The sequence below is a fragment of the Variovorax sp. YR266 genome, from assembly GCF_900107295.1.
Taxonomy (GTDB): Bacteria; Pseudomonadota; Gammaproteobacteria; order Burkholderiales; family Burkholderiaceae_C; genus Variovorax.
On sequence record NZ_FNPM01000017.1, the window covers coordinates 69168 to 94772 of the forward strand.

28 protein-coding genes are annotated in these 25605 nt (G+C 63.4%); 12 read left to right on the forward strand and 16 right to left on the reverse strand.

The genetic code is table 11. The features are described 5' to 3' along the window. Positions 1–3: 3 nt before the first annotated feature. From BLW48_RS30840 to BLW48_RS30860, 5 genes are all read right to left on the reverse strand, one after another. The gene (locus BLW48_RS30840; RefSeq protein ID WP_093179382.1) at positions 4–207 is read right to left on the reverse strand and encodes a tail protein X; all 204 of its coding nucleotides are present in this window, start codon (positions 205–207) and stop codon (positions 4–6) included. Next, complete coding sequence (locus BLW48_RS30845) at positions 207–677, reverse strand: head completion/stabilization protein (protein ID WP_093179384.1); 471 nt, start codon at positions 675–677, stop codon at positions 207–209. The genes BLW48_RS30840 and BLW48_RS30845 overlap by 1 nt, the downstream gene beginning before the upstream one ends. A 105-nt stretch (positions 678–782) precedes the next feature. Further along, positions 783–1493: a phage terminase small subunit gene (gene gpM / locus BLW48_RS30850; RefSeq protein WP_093179385.1), complete on the reverse strand. Its 711-nt coding sequence runs from the start codon at positions 1491–1493 to the stop codon at positions 783–785. Positions 1494–1498: 5 nt separating this feature from the next. After that, positions 1499–2506 (reverse strand): phage major capsid protein, P2 family, encoded by a 1008-nt coding sequence (locus BLW48_RS30855; RefSeq protein WP_093179387.1) that lies wholly within the window; start codon positions 2504–2506, stop codon positions 1499–1501. A gap of 62 nt (positions 2507–2568) precedes the next feature. Further along, positions 2569–3420 (reverse strand): GPO family capsid scaffolding protein, encoded by an 852-nt coding sequence (locus BLW48_RS30860; protein ID WP_093179388.1) that lies wholly within the window; start codon positions 3418–3420, stop codon positions 2569–2571. Positions 3421–3573: 153 nt separating this feature from the next. Between BLW48_RS30860 and BLW48_RS30865 the strand changes: the two genes are divergently transcribed. The 3 genes from BLW48_RS30865 to BLW48_RS30875 all read left to right on the forward strand — a co-directional run bounded on the left by BLW48_RS30865 (position 3574) and on the right by BLW48_RS30875 (position 7295). Then, positions 3574–5361 (forward strand): terminase ATPase subunit family protein, encoded by a 1788-nt coding sequence (locus tag BLW48_RS30865; RefSeq protein ID WP_093179390.1) that lies wholly within the window; start codon positions 3574–3576, stop codon positions 5359–5361. Beyond that, positions 5286–6377 carry a phage portal protein gene (locus BLW48_RS30870; RefSeq protein WP_371127578.1) on the forward strand — a complete coding sequence of 364 codons (1092 nt, stop codon included), beginning with the start codon at positions 5286–5288 and terminating at the stop codon, positions 6375–6377. Before BLW48_RS30865 ends, BLW48_RS30870 begins: the two co-directional genes overlap by 76 nt. Positions 6378–6524: 147 nt before the next feature. Beyond that, positions 6525–7295 (forward strand): DNA adenine methylase, encoded by a 771-nt coding sequence (locus tag BLW48_RS30875; RefSeq protein WP_093179393.1) that lies wholly within the window; start codon positions 6525–6527, stop codon positions 7293–7295. Positions 7296–8109: 814 nt separating this feature from the next. On the opposite strand, the gene BLW48_RS30880 is transcribed toward BLW48_RS30875, so the two are convergent. The 4 genes from BLW48_RS30880 to BLW48_RS30895 all read right to left on the reverse strand — a co-directional run bounded on the left by BLW48_RS30880 (position 8110) and on the right by BLW48_RS30895 (position 10552). Then, the gene (locus BLW48_RS30880) at positions 8110–8403 is read right to left on the reverse strand and encodes a hypothetical protein (RefSeq protein ID WP_093179394.1); all 294 of its coding nucleotides are present in this window, start codon (positions 8401–8403) and stop codon (positions 8110–8112) included. Between the two features lie 84 nt (positions 8404–8487). After that, positions 8488–9546 carry an FkbM family methyltransferase gene (locus BLW48_RS30885; RefSeq protein WP_093179396.1) on the reverse strand — a complete coding sequence of 353 codons (1059 nt, stop codon included), beginning with the start codon at positions 9544–9546 and terminating at the stop codon, positions 8488–8490. Positions 9547–9674: 128 nt separating this feature from the next. Next, positions 9675–10067, reverse strand: a complete 393-nt coding sequence (locus BLW48_RS30890; protein ID WP_093179397.1) for a hypothetical protein — start codon at positions 10065–10067, stop codon at positions 9675–9677. Positions 10068–10084: 17 nt separating this feature from the next. Beyond that, entirely contained in the window at positions 10085–10552 is a 468-nt protein-coding gene (locus tag BLW48_RS30895; RefSeq protein WP_093179399.1) for a hypothetical protein, read from the reverse strand. Between the two features lie 90 nt (positions 10553–10642). Between BLW48_RS30895 and BLW48_RS30900 the strand changes: the two genes are divergently transcribed. The 3 genes from BLW48_RS30900 to BLW48_RS30905 all read left to right on the forward strand — a co-directional run bounded on the left by BLW48_RS30900 (position 10643) and on the right by BLW48_RS30905 (position 13197). Further along, entirely contained in the window at positions 10643–11416 is a 774-nt protein-coding gene (locus tag BLW48_RS30900) for an SOS response-associated peptidase (RefSeq protein ID WP_093179401.1), read from the forward strand. Positions 11417–11907: 491 nt separating this feature from the next. Next, positions 11908–12357, forward strand: a complete 450-nt coding sequence (locus BLW48_RS35195; protein WP_143047832.1) for a hypothetical protein — start codon at positions 11908–11910, stop codon at positions 12355–12357. Between the two features lie 273 nt (positions 12358–12630). Next, a complete protein-coding gene (locus BLW48_RS30905; RefSeq protein ID WP_093179402.1) occupies positions 12631–13197 on the forward strand; it encodes a hypothetical protein in 567 nt (188 codons plus the stop codon). 9 nt (positions 13198–13206) lie between these two features. On the opposite strand, the gene BLW48_RS30910 is transcribed toward BLW48_RS30905, so the two are convergent. Then, positions 13207–13470, reverse strand: a complete 264-nt coding sequence (locus BLW48_RS30910; RefSeq protein ID WP_093179404.1) for a helix-turn-helix domain-containing protein — start codon at positions 13468–13470, stop codon at positions 13207–13209. A 110-nt stretch (positions 13471–13580) separates the two neighbouring features. On the opposite strand from BLW48_RS30910, the gene BLW48_RS30915 reads away from it, so the two are divergent. The 6 genes from BLW48_RS30915 to BLW48_RS30940 all read left to right on the forward strand — a co-directional run bounded on the left by BLW48_RS30915 (position 13581) and on the right by BLW48_RS30940 (position 18698). Continuing rightward, a complete protein-coding gene (locus tag BLW48_RS30915) occupies positions 13581–14252 on the forward strand; it encodes a hypothetical protein (protein WP_093179405.1) in 672 nt (223 codons plus the stop codon). A gap of 59 nt (positions 14253–14311) precedes the next feature. Beyond that, positions 14312–15421 (forward strand): hypothetical protein, encoded by a 1110-nt coding sequence (locus BLW48_RS30920; protein ID WP_143047833.1) that lies wholly within the window; start codon positions 14312–14314, stop codon positions 15419–15421. A gap of 86 nt (positions 15422–15507) precedes the next feature. Further along, entirely contained in the window at positions 15508–16527 is a 1020-nt protein-coding gene (locus BLW48_RS30925; protein ID WP_093179408.1) for a dienelactone hydrolase family protein, read from the forward strand. A gap of 139 nt (positions 16528–16666) precedes the next feature. Next, positions 16667–17011 (forward strand): hypothetical protein, encoded by a 345-nt coding sequence (locus BLW48_RS30930; protein WP_218137550.1) that lies wholly within the window; start codon positions 16667–16669, stop codon positions 17009–17011. After that, complete coding sequence (locus tag BLW48_RS30935) at positions 17011–18000, forward strand: site-specific integrase (protein WP_256331024.1); 990 nt, start codon at positions 17011–17013, stop codon at positions 17998–18000. The genes BLW48_RS30930 and BLW48_RS30935 overlap by 1 nt, the downstream gene beginning before the upstream one ends. Positions 18001–18206: 206 nt before the next feature. Further along, a complete protein-coding gene (locus BLW48_RS30940) occupies positions 18207–18698 on the forward strand; it encodes a DUF3471 domain-containing protein (RefSeq protein ID WP_177142473.1) in 492 nt (163 codons plus the stop codon). Between the two features lie 22 nt (positions 18699–18720). Here BLW48_RS30940 and BLW48_RS30945 read toward each other — a convergent pair whose 3' ends face one another. The 6 genes from BLW48_RS30945 to BLW48_RS30970 are packed head-to-tail and all read right to left on the reverse strand — an operon-like array spanning position 18721 to position 25598. Continuing rightward, on the reverse strand, positions 18721–19875 hold the full coding sequence (locus BLW48_RS30945; protein WP_093179411.1) for an FAD-dependent monooxygenase: 1155 nt from the start codon (positions 19873–19875) through the stop codon (positions 18721–18723). Then, the gene (locus tag BLW48_RS30950; RefSeq protein WP_093179461.1) at positions 19872–21392 is read right to left on the reverse strand and encodes an MFS transporter; all 1521 of its coding nucleotides are present in this window, start codon (positions 21390–21392) and stop codon (positions 19872–19874) included. Before BLW48_RS30950 ends, BLW48_RS30945 begins: the two co-directional genes overlap by 4 nt. An 11-nt stretch (positions 21393–21403) precedes the next feature. Continuing rightward, on the reverse strand, positions 21404–22672 hold the full coding sequence (locus BLW48_RS30955; RefSeq protein ID WP_256331025.1) for an HlyD/EmrA/EmrK family protein: 1269 nt from the start codon (positions 22670–22672) through the stop codon (positions 21404–21406). Next, positions 22635–24092 (reverse strand): efflux transporter outer membrane subunit, encoded by a 1458-nt coding sequence (locus tag BLW48_RS30960; protein WP_093179412.1) that lies wholly within the window; start codon positions 24090–24092, stop codon positions 22635–22637. The genes BLW48_RS30955 and BLW48_RS30960 overlap by 38 nt, the downstream gene beginning before the upstream one ends. A 21-nt stretch (positions 24093–24113) precedes the next feature. Continuing rightward, a complete protein-coding gene (locus BLW48_RS30965; protein ID WP_093179414.1) occupies positions 24114–24719 on the reverse strand; it encodes an isochorismatase family protein in 606 nt (201 codons plus the stop codon). 54 nt (positions 24720–24773) lie between these two features. Then, entirely contained in the window at positions 24774–25598 is an 825-nt protein-coding gene (locus tag BLW48_RS30970; RefSeq protein WP_093179415.1) for a pirin family protein, read from the reverse strand. Positions 25599–25605 lie beyond the last annotated feature (7 nt).

The window sequence follows — 25605 nt, forward strand, 5'->3', positions numbered from 1 at the left end:
GGTTCAGTCCCACAGGGCGACGGTGCGCCTCGTGCTGGTTGTCGTGGGTTCGGGCAGCGTGACCACGAGGCCGGCCGGGAGGATCGGGCCGTGGTCTGCGAGCCCGGGGTTGAGCAGGTAGGTCGCCTCGACCGTGCCCTGCGTGCGCTGCAGGTAGCGCCAGCACAGCAGGTCGACGGTGTCGTTTTGTTGGGCGCGCACCTGCATCAGATCAACTCGACGGTGGTGCGGCGGATGCCCAGGAAGTCGGAGATCGCCCAGCGCACGTCACGACGCAGCTCGCAGTCGCGCATTTCGAGCTTCTCAGCCTTCTTGTCGCCGGCGCCCGTGGTGTCGAAGTCGCGGTAGCGCTCGACCAGGTCGGCCTGCGTGTAGCTGTAGACCGCGCGCAGGTAGCGAGCGACCTGCACGCTCTTGCCGTCGACCTCGGGCGCCGGCACGTCTTCGAGCTTCGCGTGGCCGAGCACGAGCTGCGCGGCCTTGTACAGCGACAGCTCGGTGTTGACGCTGAGCACGGCCTGTATGGCGCTGTGGCGCAGCCGCTCGGGCGTCACGGTGCCGTCGAGGCGCGCGGTGGCGCGCAGCTTCGCCAGATCGATATCGGGAAACCATCCGTCGTTCGCCAGCGGTGTCTCTTCGGCGGCGGTCGGGGTGGGCGGGTTTCCGAGGAAGTTCATGGCGAAGGGGAAAAGGTCGGCGGTGGTCGGGCGTCTTCCGTGGGCAGGCCTGTCAAGGTGCTTCAGGAGTCAGCCCGAGCCGCCGGGGTCCGGGGTCGGACTCGGTTACGGCGCAGGGGGCGTCTCCGGCTTGTTGAGCCGGCGCTCCAGGCGCTCGATGTCTTTCTTCACGCCCACCTGTTCGAACAGGGCGAGGGCGCGCTGCAGGTGCTCCAGGGCGAGACGGGCCTCGTCGATGGACACCTTGTCGTAGTCCACCTCGCCCGAGCCTGCCCGGCCGATGACGGCATAGCCGAAGGCCTTGTGCAGCTTGGCGCGGGCCTGGTCGGGCGCGTCGAGATCCTTGGTGCCGAAGATGATCAGCGGCAGCAGCTGCCGCGCGTCTTCCCGGCTCATCTTCCCGGTCAGGGCGGCGGTGGCGAACTCGTCGATCAGGATCGTGGCCAGGTTGCGGTCGTACTGGTCCGGCGGCGCGAGGTCGTGCGCTACGGCGTACTGAGCGATCTCGATCGCGCGGTGGTAGTTGCCCGCGTCGATGTGCCACACGAGCACGGTGGTCACCACCTGATCCTGCGCGCCGCCGTTGCTGGCCAGGACGCCATCGATCCATGCGTCGTAGACAGGCAGGAAGGCGCGCTTCGCTTCGATCTTGCGCTCGACGGACTGGATGTCCTTGAGCGCACGGCGGTGCTCGGCCAACTGGGCCAGCATGAGCTGGTAAGCGCTGCCCTGCAGCTCGCCGCCCACGCCCGCCGCGGCGGATGCGATCTTGGCGAGCTTGGCCTGCAGGTGGCGCTGAGCGGGGGTCTGGCGCATGGCGATCAGGGCTGGATCGTGATGTTCTCGACCAGCGCGCACAGGCCGTAGTCCTCGACCACGAACGCGTCGTTGCTCGACTCGTAGTTCTCGATGCGGTCGCGCTTGGCGTTGTCCTCGACCTTGCGTCGACGTGCCGAGTTCTGGAAGTAGATCGACAGGTTGTCCAGGCGCGTGATCAGCACCTTGTTGGTCGGGAAGTAGGGCAGAGACAGACCGGGCAGGCTCCCCAGGCGGCGCTGGCTGCGCACGATGTCGGCCGCGAGGATCTCGGTGGGGGCCTCGGGGTCGCTCACCAGCGGGAAGAGCTTGTCGTGCATCAGGGGACGCCCGACGATCGCCACGAGGCCACCGTCTTCGCGATACCACGGGTCCAGCAGCGTCTGGTACGCGTCGTACACCAGCGCGTCGAGGTTCTTGTAGTCGCCGGTCGGGCCCACGGTGATCACGCCCGGGGCCGCGCCATCGTCCAGCACGTGCGCCGGTGCGTCGGTGCGGATGTGCTGCAGCCAGCCGATGTTCACGTCTTGCAGCAGCGGGTTCGCGACGAGGTCGGTGTTGGCCGCAGCGGTGATGCCGTTGAAGCCGATCATGATCCGGTCCAGCGCCTGGCGCTTGACGATCACATCACGCACCCGGGTCTGGAAGTCCGGGAACTTGGCCCATGCGTCCAAGGTGGCGTATTTGATCGCGGTGTCGTAGTTGGTCTTCTTGCACTCGTAGGTGTGCTGATCGAGCGTCTCGACCGAACGCGGCACGCGGTCGGCGTTGTCGGTGTTGGTGCGGCTCGCGATCGGACCGCTGACGCCGAGGCCCAGCTTCTCGCCCTTCATCTCGTCGACGCCGATGATGTTGATCTTGCCGAGGAACTCGCTCGACTCCTGGATCTTCGTTTCCAGCGTCTGCTGCACGGTCGGCTCGACGGCGAACTGCTCGCGCGCCGAAGGCACGCCGTTGAGCTCGCCCAGGCGATCCATGAGCTTGTTGAAGAGAAGACGGGTTGCGTTTTGCATGGTGGCTCCGGTGATGCGGGTAAGTGGCTGTGGCTGGTGGCGGTTGTGGCGAGGGCGGGCGATCAGCAGTCGGTGGTCTGCATCTTCGGATCGGTGCCGGTGGCCGGCGGGCGCCGCGAGTGCTTGTTCGCATCGGTGGTGTCGATGGTTTCGAACTTCGCCTTCAGGCCCTTGTGCTCGGTTTCGAGCGTGTTGAACTTCTTCTGCAGGGCGGCGAGATCCTTGGAGGTCGTGCTGCCTTGCTCGACCGACGCCTGCAGCGTCTCGCCGAGGTCATCGAGGGCGCCCATCAGCTCGGTGGCCGTGGCGTCGTTGCGCTTCGACTGCGATGCGAATTTCTTCGAGAACGAATCGCGCCAGCTCTTCACCTTGGCGAGCACGCCCTTGTCTTCTTCGTCGTCGTCCTCGAATTCGAGGGTGACCTCGACGGCCTCGGAGAAGAGGTTCTCGGGCGCCTGCTTCTTCCCGGCGAAGGGGTTGCTGTCGGGGTGCTTGGCCGCGAAGCTAAGGATCTCGGTGCCCAGGCTCGCGGGGCTGTCGGTGATGCCCAGGCCGACCAGATAGGCCTGGCCGGTGTCGCCGAATTTGGGGTTCACCTCCATGCTGGTGTAGATCTTTTGGCGCTCCTTCGCCAGCTTGACCAGATCGGGGGTGGGGTCCAGCTGGGCGAAAAGTGCGAGCTTCTTCTGCCCGTCGAGAGTGATCTCCTCGGACTTCAGCGCGGTCACGTCGCCGTAGGCCTTGAACGGGCTGTCGGGCAGCGTGCCGCGAATGTGTTCGAGCCAGATGCGCGCGCCGTACTTCGCGGGGTCGAAGTTGGCGGCCATCTGTTGCAGCCAGGAGCGCTCGATGGTGCGACCGTCGGTGGTAGCGCCTTCGACGGCGACACGAAAGAACTTGGACTTCTGGGCCATGGTGGTGTGCGGGTAGGTTGACGAGTGATGGCGCTGATGGTCGGCCGAGCACGCGCGAGGCTCAATGCAATTCGGTTGTGAATGCGCGATCTACAACCGAAACAGGTCTGAGAGGCGTCGCGAAGAGACGCGAGCGCCCATAGCCTCACCCGCATGGATTCATGCAGCGATGTCGTCGAAGCGCTCGAGGCCCTTGGTGCGCCGGTGGTGGATCAGCGCCGCGCGGCGCGTCATCTCTACTGGCAAGGCTGGCGCATTTCCTCGATTGCGGAACATCTTGGAATTCCGCGCACGACGGTGCACGGATGGAAGGATGCCGAGGAGTGGGACAAGGCGCAACCGATCCAACGCGTGGAGGGCGCGCTCGAAGCCCGGCTCGTGCAGTTGATCGGCAAGGAATCGAAGACCGGCGGCGACTTCAAAGAGATCGACCTGCTGGGCCGGCAGCTGGAGCGCACCGCGCGCATCACGCGCTACGAGAAGACCGGAAAGGAAGCGGACCTCAATCCCGAGATCGAGAAGCGCAATGCCGGACCGAAGAAGAAGCCGCAGCGCAACCACTTCACCGATGAGCAGGCCGACGAGCTGTACGAGGCGTTTCAGGACTCGCTCTTCGGCCATCAGAAGGTATGGTTCCGCAACGGGCACGAGCGCACGCGCATGGTGCTCAAGAGCCGGCAGATCGGCGCGACCTGGTACTTCGCGCGCGAAGCCCTCGTCGACGCGCTGAAGACCGGGCGCAATCAGATCTTCCTGTCGGCCAGCAAGGCGCAGGCGTACATCTTCCGCCAGTACATCGTGCAGTTCGCGCAGGAAGCCTGCGGCGTGACGCTGACCGGCGATCCGATGATCCTGCCGAACGGCGCGCACATCTACTTCCTCGGCACCAACGCGCGCACCGCCCAGGGCTACCACGGCAACTTCTATTTCGACGAGTTCTTCTGGACGCACCGCTTCGAAGAGCTCAACAAGGTCGCGAGCGCCATGGCGATGCACAAGCGCTGGCGCAAGACCTACTTCAGCTCGCCCAGCTCGATCCAGCATGAGGCCTACGCACGCTGGAGCGGCGCCCACTTCAACAAGAACCGGCCGAAGGATCAACGCGTCGCCATCGACCTCTCGCACGACCGCCTGGCCGGTGGCTTCACGGGCGAAGACAAGGTGTGGCGCAACATCGTCAACATCATCGACGCCGAGGCCGCAGGCTGCGATCTCTTCGACATCGACGAACTGCGGCTCGAGTACAACCCGCAGGAGTTCGCCAACCTGCTGATGTGCGAGTTCATCGACGACACGCAGTCGGTGTTCCCGATGTCGGAGCTGCAGGCGTGCATGGTCGACTCGTGGGTGGACTGGGCCGACGTGTACAAGCCGCTGGCGCCCCGTCCCTACGGCTACCGACCGGTTTGGGTGGGCTACGACCCCTCGCACACCGGTGATACCGCCGGCTGCGTGGTGCTCGCGCCGCCCGATCGCCCCGGCGGAAAGTTCCGCGTGCTGGAGAAGCACCAGTTCCGGGGCCTCGACTTCGAGGCGCAGGCCGAGGCCATCCGCAAGATCACCGAGCGCTACAACGTGGCGTTCATCGGGATCGACACCACCGGCCTCGGCCAGGGCGTCTACCAGCTGGTGAGCAAGTTCTTCCCCGCCGCCAAGGCGATCAACTACTCGCTCGAGGTGAAGACGCGCCTCGTGCTGAAGGCCAAGAGCGTGATCAGCAAGGGAAGACTCGAGTTCGATGCCGGGTGGGTCGATCTCGCGCACGCGTTCCTCGCCATCCGCAAGACGCTCACGGCCAGCGGCCGGAATGTCACGTTCGAAGCGGGGCGCACCGAAGACACCGGCCATGCCGACCTCGCGTGGGCCTGCATGCACGCCCTCGACAACGAGCCGCTCGAAGGCACCACTGCCGCGAACAGCGGCTTCATGGAGATTTCCTGATGGATACACAAACGACTGCCGCAAAGCCGGCGGGCATGGAAGCGTTCACCTTCGGTGACCCGGTGCCGGTGATGGACCGGCGCGAGATCCTCGACTACATCGAGTGCTGGATGAACGGCCGCTGGTACGAGCCGCCGGTCAGCTGGGACGGCCTGGCGAAATCGTTCCGCGCCAGCACGCACCACAGCAGCTCGATCTACTTCAAGCGCAACATCCTGCTGAGTACCTTCATTCCGCACAGGCTGATGGACCGCACGACCTTCAGCGCCTTTGCATTGGACTTCCTGACTTTCGGCAACGCGTACGTCGAGCGACGGGACTCGCTCACGCGGCGACCTGTGGAACTGAAGCACGCGCTCGCGAAGTACGTGCGGCGCGGTGCAGACCTTGAAAGCTACTTCTTCGTGCGCGGCTGGAAGGATGAGCACGAGTTCAAGGCCGGCAGCGTCTTCCACCTGCGCGAGGCCGACATCAATCAGGAGGTGTACGGACTGCCCGAGTATCTGAGCGCGCTGCAGTCGGCCTGGCTCAACGAGTCGGCCACGCTGTTCCGCCGCCGCTACTACAACAACGGCAGCCACGCGGGCTTCATCCTGTATGTCAGCGACCCGGCGCAGCAGCAGGGGGACATCGACGCGATGCGCACGGCGCTGAAGGAAAGCAAGGGCCCGGGCAATTTCCGCAACCTGTTTCTTTACTCGCCAGGCGGCAAGAAAGACGGCGTGCAGCTGATCCCGGTCAGCGAGGTGGCCGCGAAAGACGACTTCTTCAACATCAAGAACGTGAGTCGCGATGACGTGCTGGCCGCGCATCGCATCCCGCCGCAGTTGCTGGGCATCGTGCCCAGCAACACCGGCGGCTTCGGCGCCGTGGTGCCAGCCGCCCAGGTCTTCGCGATCAACGAGATCAAGCCGCTGCAGGACCGGTTCAAGGAGATCAACGCGTGGATCGGCGACGAGGTCGTGCGGTTCAACGTCTACGAGGTGCCCACGGGGGCGGCGACGGCCGCGCCCTGAATCACAAAAAAGACGGGCGACCTGTTCAGGTGTTGGAGCACCTGTTCAAGCCCCGAAATGCAGAACGAGCCTGCAAGCCGGCGAGGCCCGCCACCCTGTACAGAGTGGGCCAAGCCTATCAAAAAATGTGGAATAAAGGCTTGCACAATGGAAATTTCAGCGAAACCTCTGGTGCCGTGGATCGGCGGCAAGCGCCGACTCGCGAAGCACATCCTTCCCCTGTTCCCGGAGCACACCTGCTACGTCGAGCCCTTCGCGGGCGCGGCGGCGCTCTTCTTCCTGAAGGAACCGGCGAAGGTCGAGGTGTTGAACGATGTCAACAGCGACCTCGTGAACCTGTACCGGGTGGTGCAACACCACCTCGACGAGTTCGTGCGGCAGTTCAGGTGGGCGCTCACGAGCCGCGAGATCTTCGGCTGGCTCAACGAGACACCGCCGGCCACGCTGACAGACATTCAGCGCGCGGCGCGGTTCTTCTACCTGCAGAAGCACTCGTTCGGCGGGAAGATCGAGGGCCGGACGTTCGGCACGGCGACCTCGTCGCCAGGCCGCATGAACCTGCTGCGCATGGAGGAGGATCTGAGCGCCGTGCACCTGCGGCTTCACCAAGTCACCATCGAGCGGCTCGACTGGGCCGCGTGCGTCCAGCGCTATGACCGCACCCACACCCTGTTCTACCTCGACCCTCCCTATTGGGGCACCGAGGGCTATGACGTGCCGTTCGGCCTCGACCAGTACGCCCGCATGGCCGAGCTGCTGAAGTCGATGAAGGGGAAGGCGGTGGTCAGCGTGAACGACATCCCCGAGATGCGTCGGGCCTTTGCCGGGCTGAAGCTGCGCCCGCTGTCCATCACCTACTCGGTCGGCTCGGCCGAGAACCGCTCGCCCTCGTGCGAGCTGCTGATCACCAACTTCTGAACGGCGCGCGGGCCCGCGCGGCCCGCTACGCCAAAGCCCCGTAGGCGCGTTCGCCGCCCGGGGTACTTCCGCCCCTTCCCCTTCGCCTTTCGTGCTGCCCACGGCCCTGTCGTGGCGCGGCATGGCCCATTTGCGCCCAAGGGGGCGGGCCGGCAGGGCCGCAGGCGACTCTGCCCCCCGGCGCGCGGTCTTGACCCCGCCACGCCTGCCCGCTAAATGGGTCCCTTTCGTCGAGCCCGTCGAACCGGGCTGGCGCCAGCAGCGGCCCGGGCCGCGCGCGCCCCGACCGGGGGCTTTTCGCGACGCGAAATGACGGCCTTTGGCACCGAAAACAGGGTTGTCGGCCTCGGGGTCGGCCCGGTGGGGGCCGCCCAGAAATCCGGGAGGGGTTCGGGAAAAGCCTGATATCCCTAATCGCCCCCCAAAACCGCCCGCAAACCCGCATGGCGCCTAGCGCTGCCATATCAGGGTGCAACCCTGATACGACCTAACAAGTACCCTGATATTTCGCTAAGTTGTTGATTTATATAGGGCCAACTTACAAAAAGAATCAGGGTCCAGAACCCTAATATTGTTAGGTTCATATTAGACAAATATCAGGTTTGTAGGACAGGCCGGGAACCCGCATGGATGCTAGCTTTTCGGTCTTTTTGGGAAGGTCTGTTAGGAATATCAGGCTTTTCCCGACCCCTCCCGGGAATTTTGGAAGGCCGGAAACTGTATACGGCGTGGCGCTGGGATCTGGCGCGCAAAGTCACAGGCGAAAAAAAGCCCGCCGAAGCGGGCTGTTGCGACCAGGGGGAGCGGCGCAGGGTCAGGGGTGCTTGATGGAGAACAGGAAGTCGATGCCTTTCGCGTTGCCGAGAAGAGGGCTTGCCCGGCGCTTGGCAGCATTGGTGGCCAGCAGCCACGCCGCAGACAGCTGGTCTTCCTCCGGGCTCAATGCCTTGATCCCGTGCTCCACACCCTTCGCCCAGGCACGGAAGCAGGGGAGCACTTGTGCTGGCCCGCCGATCTCGGCCTCGAGGGCTTCAAGATAACTGAGCTGCGCGGCGTTGACTTGGTCGATCGAAGCGCCATCAGCGATGACGGTCACGGTGTAGGCCATGAGGATCCTTTCAGTCGGGCTCGAAATTAGACAACGGATCGAAGAAGACCCCGGCATCGCGGGGGCTGGCTCAACTTGGGCTGCTCACTGCATCAGGATCTTGACGGCCCGCAGCGGCTTCGTGACGCGCCAGCTGACCGTGTTTCTGACGGCCTCGAGCTCGGCCTGCACCTGGTTCGCGCGCGCGTTGGCCGCGGCCAACGAGGCCGACAGATCGTCCTGCACTGACCGCTTTGCTTCGCGCTCGGCGTTCAAAGCTTGTTCCAGGGCAAGCCGCTCCGCTTCCAAGGTTGCGACACGGGCGTGCAGGTCGACCGCCGGCGGCCGCGGTGCGGGGTTGACCACATATCGATCGAGGAATGCACCGATCTTCGATTCGTCGAATGCTCCGACGAGCGCCATGTAGTCGAAGTGAACGATGTGCTCGTGCATCATCAGATATCGAGCATCGGCGTCGTGGAGGTCGACGGCGGGGCCTCTCCCGACTGCATAGAGCACGGGGAAGATGTCGCAGACGGCCTCAAGGAAGTCCGGCACCGTCATCCGGCGGAATACATTGAGGGCCCAGTGATTCAGCTCGAAGGTGACCACAGGCCTGTCGCGCGCTAGCGTTTCCGCGAGGCCTTGAAGAACGCCCAGCTCGTAGCCTTCCACGTCGATCTTGATGAAGTCGACGCCGACATTGGGCAGCGCACGCCGCACGGCCTCGTCGCCGCGGACGATCTCGATCGATTCCATGATGTGATCGGCCAGCGGTGTGTCGGTCACAACGCCCGAGCCACGGCACACCGGGGGAATCGCCAGGGCCAGGATGGCGGGCTCAGCGCCTAGCCCGGCATTCACGGCCGTGACGTTTTTGACCCCCGCTGCCTCAAGGTTCATCCTGAGGAAATTGAAGGTCGTCCGCGAAGGCTCAAACGCGAGCGTGGTGCTGGCCAGGCCGGACAGCAGCAGCGCGGTGCATCCGACATTGGCGCCGACATCAAGCGCGACACCGCCCGGCTTTACCAAGGTCCGCAGGAGAGCAACCGTTTCGGGTTCGAAGGTGCCGCGCATATTTGCCAGGTACTCATCGTCGGATGTGACGGTGAAGGTCTTGTCGCCGATCAGGATCGGTAGGCTGCGCGCCTCTCTGCTGTCCATGCTCTCTCCTCGTTTTTTGGCATCTCACGAGTCTAGTTGGCTCGGTTGCTCGAAAGCGCGATCACCTTCAATTCAGGGCGGGAGAACCTCGGGGAGAGCGTTGGCGGTTTCGCTCATATGGTTCTTGTTCAATAAGGCCAGTCGTCGTCGTTGACATGGAAGCCTGTCTTCGTCGGAGCATCCATGCGTGCCAAGGCAGTTTTCGCCTGCTCGAGATCGAACATGCACCACCACAGCTGCGGGAACGGGACGGGCTTGCTCTTGGCTCCGCGATGAAAGATCTCTTTGCCTGCGATGAACTGGCCGCCCTCGCGGGCTTCAAAAATTCTCGCGTAATGCAGTGGGGGCACGAGGTCCGTGGCCGGACGGCCAGGCGGGACCAGCCGTGCCTGTTTGGTGCGCCCCCAGAGCTGCGGATCTGCCCACTTGAAAATTAACTCGCCCGTGAAATGAGGTGGGCCGAGAACTGCACTGCGCGAGCGCCAGGCGCCGCGCTGGCGCAAAAGAACAACGGTGAGCACGATACAAGGCCGCTCCCTCAGAATGGCACCGGGCCGTACAGCCCCCGGATGTGATCGCCGGCACTGCCTTCGCGGGCATCACGGAAGCGATCCGCAGCGCAGGCGCAGAGCGTGGCCACGCCGTAGGCAAAGTCCAGCATCTCTTTCGAGAGCGGTTGCCCGTCTTTTGTGATCCCCACCCTGACGGCAAGCGCCTGGAACTTCTCCTCCACGCGAATGAAGCCAGAGTCGGCACCGGTATAGGAGTTGAAGTGCTGGCGGGCCACTTCTTCGGGCAGCCGATGGCCGACCACGCGCTGAAGTGCGTCGCCCTCTATGGACGTGATTTCTATGTCTATCTCGCCGTTCGAGATGGCATGCGATTCCTCGATGTAGCGGGAGATCCACTCTTGTCTCCCTGATCGCTTGGGGGCGGGGGGGACGAGGGAGATCTCGGGGGTGACGCTGGTGACGGGAAGGGAGCCAGACGCAATTGCAGATTCCATGATGGACTCCTGAAAAGACTGTATGAAAATACAGTATCCGCCTCAGGTATTCGGTCGTCAACAGGTTCCCGAGCGCAGAATCTGGACACCATGTGCACCCGTTACATCTCTCCCGAAGACCGTGAGATCGAGGCGGCCTGGTACATCGGCGCCCGCACCGCGGAGCGTTGGCTGCGCAGCATGCGGCCGATGTACACGGGGCCCTTCATGCGCCGCGCCGTCGATATGACAGAGTACGAGCGCGAGATCGTGGTGGGGCAGTGGTCGCTGATCCCGTCCTGGTCGAGCAGCCATGTCCCAACGGCGCCCCCGCGCAAGGGCGAATCGAAGGGCAAGGAGCTGGCGACGCACAACGCCCGCTTCGCCGGCATCGAGAAGAAGCCGGCCTTCAAGGATGCATGGAAGCTGAGCAGGCGCTGCATTATCCCGGCCTGGAGCTTCGACGAGCCGAACTGGGAGTCAGGGAAGAACCAGTGGTGGCGCTTCCGGCGCGCGGACGGTCGCCCCTGGGGCCTGGCCGGCCTGTGGAGCACCTGGAAGGATCTGAAGACGGAGAAGGTGTGGGAGAGCTACACCATGCTCACGATCAATGCGAACCTGCACCCGATCATGTCTCGCATGCACAAGCCCGAGATTGACCGCACGACGAAGAAGCCGCTCGAGGTGCAGGACAAGCGCTCCGTGGTCGCGATCGAGGAACACGACTTCGACCGGTGGCTGACGTGCACGCCGGAGGAGGCGCAGGAGATGGTGCAGCTGATCCCCGTCGACCTGATCGACGCAGGGCCTGCTGCCGCCCAGGAGCCAAAAGAGGAGACTGCCGCGGCCGTGTCGAGCGCCGATACCGAAGATCTGCCGTTCTGAGGATTGATCTTTGGGTCAACACGAGATCCCGACCGATATCTGGATCTACTACTGTGCCAAGAGCCTCAAGATGCATTGGCGCTCCGTCGATCCAGCTCAGCTCGACGAACTCGCCGAAGACCTTGCCCGTGAGCCTCATCTTCGGCATCTATCTCCCCAGGCGGCGGCTGCGCATTGGCTTGATCCTGTCCCGTCCGATGGTCGAGGCGAATAACCGCCACGGCTTCAAGATGAGCTGCCGTTGGCCTATTGGATGGCCTATAGAAGAGCGCGTCTAGGCCGTAAGCCGCATGGATGTTGAAAACTCCGGGGACACACTCTCCGCCAAAAATGCTTGCAAGTGATTGATAAATAAAAGCTTTTTAGCTTATCACGCTTCAGCTGGCAAAGCTACTATCAAAGGCTGTTGGCCGTCGATACGACTGTCTCCAACACCCTAGAATGCCCCACCGCAGATCCATCCACCGAAGGTGCGTTATTGGGGGCATCAATTGAGTGATTCCATTTCACAGCAGGACGCCACAGGCCTGAGCTTTTGCGTGATTCCAGCAGACTGGAGCAGCAGCTATTTTGGTGAGTTGACTGTGGGCTGCGTAAGCCCAGGCGTCGCGTCCTTTGATGCCCAGGTCGACAAGCTGATCTTTCGCCACGAGGTGCTTGAATTTCAGCTCAGCGGCCTTGACGAGCCAAGGCGTGGAAAGTTCTACGCGTCTGGTGACGCACCATATGTCGAAGAATACGGTAGTTACGTTTGCGCGGAATCGATTCTTAGATACTCGAACCACCCTAACGAGCAGGTTCCAAGCCGCTTCACCTTCAACGCCCTGCCGGTCTTGGCGGGGACAAATCAACTCTGCTATGTGAGTATCAATTGGCGCGACCCGTTGGGTGTCTGGGTTGCTCACGGGTTGCTTCGGAGAAGAGCGACAGGCTGGGCCTGACCCAGGAAAAAGTCGCTGCCTGGCAAAGTTATTTAGGCGCCCCCCACTGGCCGCAGGCGGCTATGATTTGGTTGTCAAAGTGCTGTTTTCGTTCGCCGAAGCCAGGTTTTGACCGAGCGCACAGCAGTGCAGCAAGATGCGAACTGAGGCCCTGAGCTTCAATCTCGCAGACCTTCGCCCTTCCTCTTTGCATTCCCTTCCGCGGCCATCGGCTGGCAGGTCGGGCCGCTGCATGGGCGCTCGCTTCTTCAATCAACAAGGAGCTTCTTTCCCATGGCAACCAAGACCAAGAATTCAGTCGCAACGAAAGCTGTGAAGTCCGCAGCCTCCCCCAAGAGCGCTACCACGGAGGGGGGCTTGCCTGAGGGGTTCGTCTCGCCATTCACCCGGGTCGAGATGCAGCCGAACATCCGCATCGATGACGGCTTGAGTTGCCTCGCGATGATCACTAACCAGCCGTTGGACACGATCATGAACGATGCCGTCAAGCACGGCCTGGCGCCGCATGGACCGGACTGGCCGTACGCGCCGACCCTGGCCGCCATCCTGCGGCAGTACGGCTTCAAGGCAGAAGAGAAGGAATGCGCAACCATCGATGCGCTGCCGGACGTGGCGCTCATCACGGCGCTGTACAACCCAGCGAAACAGTTTGGCCGTTGGGTCCTGTGGCACCACGTTAGGGCCACAGAGAAGGTCAAGTCCTTCCACTACGTCATCGATCCGGCGTACTTTGTCGAGCCCAAGTTTTTTGTGACGACTGAGATTCAGAGGCTAATCACGCCGAAGTCGCCGATCTACTACCTAGAAATTTCCAAGGCGACGGCGAAAGGGAAGGCGTAGTAGAGGCGGCTAGCGCCGTGACGGATGCTTGCCGGGCGCGTTCAGTAGTTCTCCCGGCGGCACGCTCAGTGCTTGAGCAATGCGGTAGATGTTGAACAGCGAGACGTTTTTAAGTCCACGTTCGATCTGGCTGATGTAAGTGACATGCATCTCGCTTGATTCGGCAAGCTGCTCTTGCGTCAACTTTTGCTCATCCCGAAGAGCGCGCACGGCATCACCAAAGCCAACTTGGACCTCTTCCTTGGTTGGCAGTTTGGCTAACGACTTCCGCATGGATGGAAGTCTGTTCAGCCATAGACGATAAATCCATAGACGATGAATCTATATCTGGCAAACTGCGCGTCCAACATAGATTCATAAATCTACAACTGGAGAAGGCATCAATGAAGTTCCAACCACGCCCTCAGGAAGCCGTCCTGTTCGAGGGTGACGGCACCCTGCTCAAGAGTAAGCTCAACGTGAAGGAGACAGAGCTCGTCGTCACAAACGAGCGCCTAATGATTGCCGCGAGCGGGCAGACCATCGAGAAGACCGATATCGCATCCGTGACCGAAGGCAAGCACGGTTTTGCACCCAAGATCGTGTTCACGCTACGCACCGGTGCCATGGTCACCCTGATGGCCGCAAACGCCCATGGTTTCAAGGCGGCGGCATTCATCCTGGCTGGCCGAGAGGAGAGTGGCTCGATGCCCGCAGTGCCAGAGCTGTCGCAGGTCAAGAACGGCACCGCATGGGTGGCCGCACTCGGCCCGCTCTTCACTGCAATCATCGTGGCGGTCCTAGCCGTGCTGTTCTGGGGCAACCCTGACAACTGGGGCTGGCTCACGCTGATTCAGATCTTCCTGCTGCGTGTGGCGCTCATGTGGCTGTTCCTGTGCATCGACTACTTGTCACTGCAGAAGCAAGGCTATGCGGTCAAGCAGCTAGGCCTGGCTGACCCCATCACGCTGCCGTACTACCTCTTCAGCCGGGCAAAGGTCTTCGGGCATAGCAAGTTGTACGGTATTACCTGGTGCGTGCTCCTCGCCCTCGACATCCTGCTGGTGTTCGCGTGAGGCCCGCTATGTTGATTCGAGCTACTTTGGTCGCGAGTCTTGCAGCGTTGGCGCCATCTGTGTTCGCGCAGACACCTCAGTTCAACTGCCCCATCCGCCTGGAGCTTCTGACCGAGATAGACGGTGCGGGTGTGGGCGGGCTGGACAGAATCATCTACGGCGTGCGTGCGCGCGACTGGAAGCCCGAGTTCCTTGAACAGGCCCTGCGCCGCTACGAAACATGCCAAGCCGCCGCTCCCGGCCCGCAATCCCTCAAGGATGCTGAGCGGGCTGATGCGCTGCGACAGTTCCAGTTGCTCAAGGGCTCGCTGCAGCAGCGCGACCGCCTGTTGGCTCAGGAAGTCCGGCAGGCCAGTGCCCAGACCGCAGTGGCTCAGAGCGGCGCGGCGCAGGTTGGCCAGCGAGATGGTGTGCTGACATGGGCCTATGTGCAGCGGCGCGCCGGCAACGCGTCAGATGAGCCGCCGTTCACCATCACGTGCGCCGAGCCGAACCAACTGCCCCGCGACCTTCTGACGCTGTCACCGCAAAGTCAATTGGAGTTGCCGAAGTTCTACGCGGCCTGTGTTCAGGCCCAACAACTTGTAGGAGGCCCGAGTGCGACCCTGTTCAAAGAGAGCGTCGAAGAACTTGCCCGTGAGCGTCAGGCGCAGGCTGGGTTCCTAGCCAGCTTGCGCACATTGGTGGCTGGACCACCGCAACAGCAGACCCACCAGAGCGTGTCGGCGTTGGAGAAGGCCAATCGCTTCCAGTCGAGCAGCGAGCCTGCAGTGAACGCTGCAGCGAAGCAACTCGCCACGCTTCGACAGCACGTCGATGCGCGGGAGTGCGCGGCGCACGGCAAGCAAGCCGGCATTCCCGAAGACCTGCTGAAGGCCCAATACCTCATCGAGTGGGCTACGCCGGCACCGCTTGTCGGGATGGCCTGCGTTGCCGCACGCAACGGCGTGCCGTTTCGGTTCAGCGCGACAAGCTTGCTGTCCAAGGACAGCTTCGAGGTCAGGGGCACGCCCAGCGTCAAGGTCGTCCTCGGTCGGCAGGACACGGCCGAAGGCATCACGCTGCTGGTGCCGCAGGAAGGCACGGTCCAGGGTAAGACCTTTGCGGTCACGCGACAGAACATCCAGGTACTGGCACAGCAGATCCGCCTCGCACTCAAGAGTCAGTAGCGGGCAATCCAACACCGCATCTCGTCGACCGTGTCCCTTGCGTCGCGGTCGCGCCCCATGTCTCCCTCCCATCGAAAGAGGACTCCATGAAGAAGATCGCCATCCCGCTTCTTGTGTTTCTGCTGATCGCGGTGTCTGGTGCCTCGCGCGCGCAGGCCCCACAGCAGGATATTGCCTTCAGGCCTACGGGCCTCGAGCAGTCCTACATCCCCGGCTACAACTGCTCGGGGTTCTGGGCCACGCCCAGCTTCAAGTGCGCTTCGATCCAGATTCCGACCTACATGGGGCGCGCCCAGGACGGCAGCCGCAAGGCGTTGGTGATCTTGAGCGGCAACGCTGGCGGGCTGGACAAACGACACGGCGACTACGCGCGCTTCCTGATGGAGCACAACATCAACGCCGTGGTCCTCGACAGCTTTGCTGCTCGCGGCCAGTCCAGCGGCACGCCAGCCGATCTTTCCACGGGCCGTACCAAGGGGCTGGACGGCTTCAACATGTCCATTGACGCGATGGTCGCTGTTGCAACACTCGGCGCGATGCCTGAATGGGCTAACGCCAAGATCGGCTACATGGGCGAGAGCATGTCGGGGGTATCGGCGATCAACGTTTTGCGTCCCTACATCGGGCAGATCGTCAAACAGCAAGCGGGCAAGCTGCGCGACTTCGACGCCGTCGTTTCCATCTATCCGGCCTGCATCGAAAAGAACACGATAGAGAGGTTCAAGAAGACTCCCTTCCTGATCATCCACGGAGAGAAGGACGACATCGCCTTGGCGTCGGAATGTCAGCGGCAGGTCACGTGGATGAACGCGCGTGGCGGCAGCGCGGAGATCACGATCATCCCAGACGAGTACCACGACTTCGACGGGCCGTGGCGCCTGAGAAGGGCTGGAGCCGAAAACACCAGCAAGTGCGCGAACACCCGCAATGGAGATAAGTTCGTGCTGGACGCCACCGGGCAGGAGTTTCCGGGGACGCCGGACGGCTACACCGCGATGCGTGACTCCTGCAAATTCCGCGGCCACATGAGCGGCCATCGCGACAAGGAGCGCGTCGGCTACGACCTCTGGCTCGCGCACTTTCAGAAGTACTTGATGAACGACTGATGTAGCAACACCAGTCCCACTACTGCCGTAGCCATCTACGGCATTCCCCACAGAGCACGCCACTCGCGCCATCAGGTGCGGTCGGCGTGCTTTGTCGTTTCTGAGTTACCGCAAATCGACCTCAACCCAAGGAGTTCCCATGCCGAACGACAAAGTACCCGTGCCCGCGCAAGACCTGCAAGTCATCAAGAACTACAAGCCCGTACTTGATCTCGGCCGCGTTGTAGTCGCAACACCGGCCGTGCTTGCCCATCTCGAAAAGCACGCCGTCTTCCCCGCCGCACTGCTGTCGCGCCATCAGCATGGCGACTGGGGCAACGTCGACAGCGAAGACGCAAAGTCCAACGATCAGGCTCTCTTGTTGGGAGCACGCGTGATCAGTTCCTACACCGTGGCCTATGCGGTGATCTGGATCGTGACGGAAGCGGTTGGCGAGGGCGGCCAACGCGCCAGCACCTGCTTGCTGTTCCCCGAGGAGTACTGATGGCCGGCAAAGCACCGCCGACACGCGCGCCAGTGGCACCGACGACGCGCAGCGAGCCTAGGCCAGCACCGCAAACGCCGTTCGAGCCGACTTCTGCGGCGGTCGATGGTTTCACTGCCGCGGCCCAGTCGGCGGCGACACGCCGAGCCTATGCGGGCGATCTGAAGCACTTCCGCCTGCACGGCGGCAAGATACCGGCCACGCCGCAGATGGTGGCCAACTACGCCGCCGCGTTCGCGGGGACACAAGCAGTCGCAACCATCCAGCGAAGATTGATCGCACTCCACCAGGCGCACACCGAGCAGGGGCTGAAGTCGCCAGTCATGGACCGCCTAGTCAAGCGCACCATGCAGGGTATTCGGCGCACCTTCGGCGTGGCGCAACGGCGCGTGAAGGCGCTAGTGAAGACCGACCTGCTGGAGATGCTGGTCATGGTCAACCGGCAGAAGCCCTTGAAGGCGACACGCGACCGGGCGTTGCTGTTGGTCGGCTTTGCCGGGGCACTGCGGCGTTCCGAGCTGGTAGCAATCCAGTGCGCCGACATCACGCGCTTCGAGCAGGGCGTGGAGATTAACCTTCCGCGATCTAAGACGGACCAAGAGGGCGTCGGGCGCACCGTGTGGATTCCGCACGCGAAGGACAGTGAGCGGTGTCCGGTCGCGGCGCTCGAACAATGGCTGACCCTTTCGGGCATCGACCGCGGCTCGGTGTTCCGGTGGGTCAGCCGGCACGACAATCTCGTCGGCACCAAGGGACTCACGTCGCAGTCCGTCGCACTGGTCGTCAAGCGTTCCGTAAAGCGCGTGCATGGTGCCGCCGCCACCAAGGCGGTCTCCGGTCATAGTCTGCGCGCGGGCTACTGCACGGAAGCGGCGCTCGTCGGCATGGCGCCATGGCAGATACGCGAGCAGACGGGGCACAAATCGGACGTGACCTTGGCGAAGTACATCCGGCCAGTGAGCAAGCGCAAAATTCCAAGCTTGCTGTGAGTTGCCGGATCGGAAGCCAAGTTCATTGGACTTACCGCAGCGGCAGCGCATAGCTAGAATTTCGCCGCCCCGGTCGGGCATGCGCCCCAGGCGCAGGGCGACGTATAGGGTGCTCCCTCGCCCGCATCGCACAACCCTCTGCGCGCGATCAATCCGCTATTCCGCAGCTTTCGACAGACCGATATCCAGAAGGGACATCGACCCTCGTGCCGGACTTCGGCATCGGGGTCGCGGTCTTAACCAACCGCAGTCCTAACGAAGGGGTGGCCAGAAAGCTGACCTGGCAGGTCATCGACCGGCTGCGTGGCCGCGAGCCGATCGACTGGCGCGGCCGCGGCCGCAAGCAGCGGGAACAAGCCCTGGCCCAGGTGCAGGCCGGCAAGGCCGCGCAGGAGGAGCTCCATCGCACGAAGACGCAACCGGCACACGACCTTGCGGCCTACGCTGGCAGCTACGAGCACCCGGCCTACGGCCTGATGTCGATCAAGGAGCAGGGTGGCGCATTGCGCTGGTCGTGGCGCGGCCTGCGCGTCGCCATGGTCCACCGGCACCATGAGACTTTCGAGTTGCCGCAGGGGTTGCAACTGCTGCTGCCCGACTGGCTTGCCGTCACTTTCTTGACTGATCGCGAAGGGTGCATCGTCAGTCTTTCGGTGCCGTTCGAGCCGATGGTGAAGGACATCGTGTTCGCGCGGTAAGCCGGCCGTTGGGCGGTCGGGCTCAAGCCGCTGCGGCATAGCGAAGATACTCGGCGCTGATCCGCCTCGAATGGGTGACCAGCGCGCGAACAAAGAGCAATCGCGCGGCCTCGTAGCGGGCCAGGGCAGCGGAAGCGGGTTCGTTCGCACGCCGCTGCGCCAGCATTCGGGCCAGCACCGCCGCATCTTCCACCCCGGTCGCGAAGCCGCGTCCGGTCATGGGTGAAACGACGTGGGCGGCGTCGCCAACGATCGCCAGCGCGCCGCGTGCCAACCGCTGCGGTTCGTATTCGGCAATGGGGGCGCCGCTCAGCACGTCTGTCGAACGCACGCCGACAGCCACCGCCTCCGCCCATGTCTGCGGCCAGACCTGTGGGATGAGCGCCAGCAATTCCGCGCGGACATCTTCGTCGATCGTTCCGCGTCCGAGCGTTCCCACGATGTGGCCGTCCGCCGTCAGGCGATGGGTGCGGCGGAGCAACTCCTCGCGGTGCACATCGAACCATGCGAACGTGACCTGGCGCCGCCCGATGTCCGTCGAGCCGTCACGGCCGGGAAGCACCGCGGCGACCAGACGGTATCCGTCGACAAACTCGATCCACAGTCCGCCGTTCGATGGCCAGGGGACAGGACGCACCAGCGCCTGTTCTTCGATTAGCCCCCGCCACACGACATAGCCGGCATAGCGGGCAAACGGAGTGTCCGGCGCAATCGTGCGGCGAACGATGCTGTGATACCCGTCCGCGCCGATCACAGCATCGGCAACCTTCTGCGTTCCATCCGAAAAGGAGAGTTGGGCCCTGTCGCCAAGGTCTGTGACCGATACGACGGTCTTGTTTTCTTCGAGGGTGATGCCAGGCGTCTCGGCAGCCCGGTCACGCAACCACGCGTACAGCGCCGGCCAGGTCGTCAGATCGCGATAGGCGGGCACGACGGGCAGGACCGGGTGCGCACGCGGGTCGTGGCCCACGGTCGCTGCGAGCGCAGCAAGATCGATGCTCAGGCTGTCGCCACCGTGCACGCGCCGGGCAGAACGCTCGACCACATGAACAGGCACGCCCCTCGTCGCACAGGCGAGCGCCAGCGTGAGGCCTGCGAGGGATGCGCCGACAACGACGATCTGCGGCACGCGCTCCTGCGAGAGCGAGACGCCGGAAGGAAAGGAATCCCTGCTCATCGGAAGACCCGCTGCAACATGGAGACCACCAGCGCGAGCGCCGCGACCCAGATCACGATCCAGAAGTACTCGATGCCCGCCATCAGCGAAGCCTGCTGGCCGATCTGCTGCGCCTGCACGGCCAGTGCCATTTGAGCGGCCTGGCCGGACTCGTGCGACAGCGAGAAGAACTGGCTCAGCTGTTGCAGCTGGTGCGAAAAGATCGGGTCGTGATCGGTCAGCCGAATGTTCAGCGAGCCGTACTGCACGGTGCTTCTCCACTGCATGAAAACGGTCGCAACACTGGTGCCCATCGCCATGGCGATCTGGCCCAGCATGTTCTTGACCTGCTGGGCATTGGCAAAGAGCGTGTCTTCGCCGGCAACGTCGCGGAAGGTCTGCATGGCGGTCGTCGCCAGCACCAGCATCACGAAGCACCCGTTCAAGGCCAGCGCAGGAAGGATGTGCCGCCACATGTCTGCAACCGGCGCGAGCGACGACAGCAGCCAGCCGAAGGCTGCGAGCGACAAGAATCCTGCGATGAAGAACTTCTTCGGTGCCGGATGCCTGGGCAGCAACCGGAGCATCACCAGCCATGTCAGCAATGAAGCGACGAGCCCCATGGACTGGAACTGGCCGATGGTCTCCCAGGAATAGCCCAGGCCCGCCTGGAGGAACAACGGCACGATGTAGCTGTTGGCCCCCAGGATCACATAGCTGAAAGAGAACAGGGCCACGCCCGCCACGTAGCGGGAGGTCATGAGCTGCCGGATCTTCAGCAGGGGCCGCTCATGGCTGTGTTCGACATGGAAGTAGGTGTAGAGCGAAAACGCGGCCAGCGCTGCGAACACCAGCATGATGCCGGTGTCGCTGTAGAAGTCGTAGTAGGAGCGTTGCAGGACGAAGAGAACGAAGAACGATGCGAACGTCAGCAGAAGCAGGCGCGCAGGGCTGGTTCTCGTGCGCTCGTGCTCGGGCGACGGATCCTTGGGAAGAAACTGGAGGGAGAGTGCGGCGGCAACTACCGAGCCGGCAATGAGAACCCAGAAGATCGCCTGCCAGGTGTCGTGCGTGACTGCCATGGATGAAATCAGCGGTGCCGCAGCCGTGCCGCTGGCCAGGCCCACGGCAAAGACCTTGATCCCGACGAATCGGCCCGGACCCGGTGGAATGAGGTTGACCATGATCCGCGACGTGGTCATGAACGATGCACCGCCCAATGCCATGACGACCCGCCCCGTGGCGAATGTGCCGAGGTCGTGGCTCATGCCGCACACCAGGGCGCCCGCAATATAGACGCCGATCGAGCCGATCATGTAGCTGCGCCATCCCAGCCGTTCGGTCAGCCACCGCTGCTTGGAGATCACGACCACCGCAACGCAGGCGTAGAGCGCGGCGACGAGGCTGTACTCCTCGGGGCTGGCATCGATCTCGCCGCGGATCGGGACCGAGGCAAATGCGAGCATGCCGGTCTGCAGGAATTCGAGAGCGCAGAGCAGGCAGACCGTGATCAGCAGCGCGGCATGTTTTCTGTACACGAGCAGGTCCATTATTTTTCCGCTGCCAGCACTTGCCCTTCGTTGGCCCGGATGACCGCCTCCACGATGGCGTCGGCGTCTCTCAATTCATGGTCGTAGACCTGGGTCTTGTAGACGAAATTCGGCGCAACGTCCTTGCGGATCATTTCTCCACCGTGGTCGCTCGTGTTCACCGAAACGCGCATCGACAGTCCGATGCGCAGCGGTTGTCGTGCAATCTCCTTGGGGTCCAGGGCGATCCTGATCGGAACGCGCTGCGTGACCTTGATCCAGTTCCCCGTCGCGTTCTGGGCAGGCAGGAGTGCAAAGGCGCTGCCGGTTCCGGCATCCAGGCCGAGGATCTTCCCGTGGTAGACCACGTTGCGGCCATAGACGTCGGCCGTCAGCTCGGCGGGCTGTCCGATGCGCAGATGCTCGAGCTGCGATTCCTTGAAATTGGCATTGACCCACAGTTCGTCCAGCGGGACGACGGACATCAGTGCCACACCTGGATTGATGCGCTGGCCCAGTTGCACGCTGCGCTTGGCGACGGTGCCGTCCACGGGAGAAAGAATGGACGTGCGCACGCGTGCAATGTATGCATCGCGCAAGTTCGTGGCGGCGGTCAGCACATCGGGGTGCGTTCTGAGGCTGGTGCCATCGACCATGGCACGCCGTTGTGCCAGCGACTGGTTCACGGCGGTCAATGCGGCCTCGGCATTTTTCAGCACGTCTTCCGCGTGACTGATCTCTTCGCGAGAGACCGCGCCGCTGGGGGCGAGCTTGGAACGGCGTGCAAGGTCGGCCCTGGTCTTGAGCACGTCGTTCTGCCGCTGCGCCACTTCGGCGCGCAACTGCTGGACTTGCGAATACTGCGTCCTGGCCACCCGCGCGGCCTTGGCCAGCTCTGTCTTGGCGCGCTCGAGGCGGACTTCCTGGTCGACGGGGTTCAGCGTGACGAGCAACGTGCCCGCCTTCACATGGTCGGTGTTGTCCGCCGCAAAGGCCGTCACGGTGCCGCCGATCTGGGAGGTCACTTGCACGACATTGCCGTCCACGTAGGCATCTTCGGTGCGCTCGGTGTTGCGTTGCAGGCCGTACCACGCGATTCCTGCGACCAGGAGGACCAGGGCGACGGCGAGCGCCACCTTGCCGCGCGTCTGAAGTCGCAAGGGCACCTTCTTATCGCCGGTATCACCCGCCGCGTTGGGTGGGGGCGGTGCGGGATCGGGATGGACACTTTGATTCACGGATGTGGACTCCTTATCTGTCGGTGCCATGGCCGGACGAAGCCGGGACATAGCCACCGCCCAGGGCGCGGCTGAGATTGGCCTCCAGCGCAAGGCCGCGGGATTGAAGCTGGACGAGCTGGCGCTGCTGGGCGAGTGCATCCGTCAGCGTGGAGAGCACCTGGATGTAGGTGGCCAGCCCCGCGGCGTAGCGCTTGTTGACCAGCTCCGCGGCTTCGTTCGAAGTCTTCACGGCGTCTTGCTGCTGATCGATTCGTTCGCGCAACCAGCGAATCGAGGACAACTGGTCGGAGATGTCGTGCAGCGCATTGACCAATGTCTGGTTGTAGTCTTCCACCGCGAGGTCGTAGGCGGCGTTCTGCGAAGCCAGGTTGGCGCGCAGCCGCCCGCCTTCGAAGATGGGCAGGCTGATGGCGGGCCCCACGCCCAGGATGCGGTTGCCGCTGTCCGTGAATGCGGTGAAGCCCAGGCTCTGGAGGCCCACGAAGGCAGACAGGTTGACGTTCGGATAGAAGCGCGCCTTGGCACCTTCGATCTCGTGGCTCGCAGCCTCCACGCGCCAGCGCTGGGCAACGACATCGGGGCGGTGGCCGAGAAGCTCTGCCGGCAAGACACTGGGAATGGTCACCGTGTCGGGGCGCTGGAGCCGGGGCGTGGCGATCGCGCGTCCCCGGTCCGGCCCTTTGCCGAGCAAGGCTGCAAGCTTGTTGCGGCTCAGCTCCATGGATTCGCCCAATGCTGCGATCCTGGCGCGCGTGGCGGGAATGGATGCCTGTGCCTGCTTGATGTCGATCTGGGAGTCGAGCTCAGCCTCGAAGCGCCGACGCGTGAGCGAAAGAATCTGCTCCTGCTGCCTGAGCATCTTCTGTTCGATCGCAAGCTGTTCGCAGCCCTGCTGCAGCTCGATGTAGGCCTGGACGATGGCCGAGGACAGCATGAGCTCGGTTGCGTAGCGATCGACTTCCACCGCCTTCAGACGGCCCAATGCCGCTTCGACGGCAGCTCGGTTCTTGCCCCAGAAATCCAGCTCGTAGCCGACATTGAGCGTGCCCTGGTTGACCGTCTGCCAGGTGCCGGCGGCCGGGGAGGGCGTGATGCCGTGTTCACTGAACCTCTCGCGCGTACTGACCAGATTGGCGTCGACATGGGGCATTCGTTGGGCCTGGGCCAGGCCTTGCAGCGCTTCAGCCTGGCGAACACGCGCAGCAGCACCGCGCAAACCTGGACCATCGGCCAGGGCTTCTTCGACCAGCAGATTCAACTGATCGTCGCCGAATGCCTTCCACCACTTTTCCTGTGGCCAGCGGGCGTCGGAAACCGAGATGCCGCCCAGCGCGTCTTTCGCCGACAGACTTGCGGGGTCGCCAAGGGTGGACGACGGCTTGAGATTCCCGAACGAGCATCCGGCCAGCATCAAGGCGCTGACCAGGACAAGCACTACCGGATGCGGTCCATGCGATGGGCGGTGCATGTCGCGGTCTTCAGGCGTGGTTCAGACGATGCCGGCGCCCAGGGCCGGGAACACGTCGCTGAACAACAAGCCGATCAGCTGCTGCCCGGCGGGCGTGGACCAGTCTTGCGCGATTTCCGCCATGAGCGTGTTGGTGGCGGTGAGCACCACGCCTGCATCGTGCATGCGCTGGCGGGAGAACTCTTCGGAGAGATCGCTGGGCGAACCCGAAGCATCCATCACGGCCTGAACGGCAAAGCCTTCTTGCGCAGCGTCGATGGACGGGAAGATCAGGCACACGTCGGTGGTGACGCCCGCCATGATCAGGTTCTTGCGCCCGGTGGCGAGCACGGCGTTGCGGAAGTCGGGGTAGGCCCAGGCGTTGACCACGCCGGGGCGCTTGATGCGTGCCGCGTGCGCTTCGGGCAGGATCTCTGCGATCTTCGGAAGGATCGGGCCCTGGGCGTGATCTTCCTGGCTGGACGTGATCACGGTCGGGATGTTGAGGATCTTCGCCATCTTGGCCAGCGCGATCGATTGCTTGGCTGCAAGCTCGCTGTCGATGTTCTTGATCAGTTGCATCGTGCCGACCTGATGGTCGATCAGCAGCAAGGCGGTGTTGTCGGCGGTGAATCGTTCAATCTTCATGGTGGATCTCCTGGGAAGTAAATGGGGCACATGCCCCGAGGGTGTGGCGGCCTGCTAAAGCGTTCCCAGGTCGCCACGGTGATAGGCGGCGGCTGCCGCGGTCAGGCTCTTCGGGCTCGCAAAAGCCATGGGGCCGTTCGAAAACACGGGTTGGTGCAACGGTTCGCCGATGAACACGGCGACCTTGGCTCCATCCGACTTGGCGACGAGCGTGTGCGTCGTCGCTTCGTTCGCGGCAGGAAGAATCGGGACGCCGAGGTTGTCGAGGCTGAAGCTCTCGCCATCGATTTCCGCGCTGCCGAAGATCGGCATGACGAAAGCTCGCTGTCCCACGGCCAACGGCAGCACCAGCTCGGCGCCTGCTTCCAGCGAGATGTCGAGCAGGGTGACATCGGTGGGCGGCGTCAGCGGGGAGTGCACGCCGCCAAAGCTGCCGAAGGGAATGCGCACGCGTGCACCGGGGCGCTGGACCACCGGCACGTCCTGCGGGGCGAGGCTGAGCGCGAAGGGCGCGGCGCCTTGCCGCTCAACGGGGAGGTTGACGAAGATCTGCAGCAAGTGCACGGTGCTTCCGGGCACGGCCGGGTTCTCTTCGTGGATCACGCCATGCCCGGCGGCGGTCCAATGCAGGCCGCCCGGCTGGATCAGCGTGCTGTTGCCTTGCGAATCGCGGTTGGCAATGCCGGTCTCCGAATCGAGGAACAGGTAAGTCACCGCGGAGAAGCCGGCGTGTGGATGCGGCGGAAACGTGGGTGCGCTCATCCAGGCGTGGTCGATGCCCAGGAAGGGGTCCATCAGCGCCGGTTCGGCGCCATGCAGGCTGTAGGCCCTGAAGTGGCTTCCCCGGTTGGCGCGTTGCATGCGGGCAGTGATCGTCATGACGCTT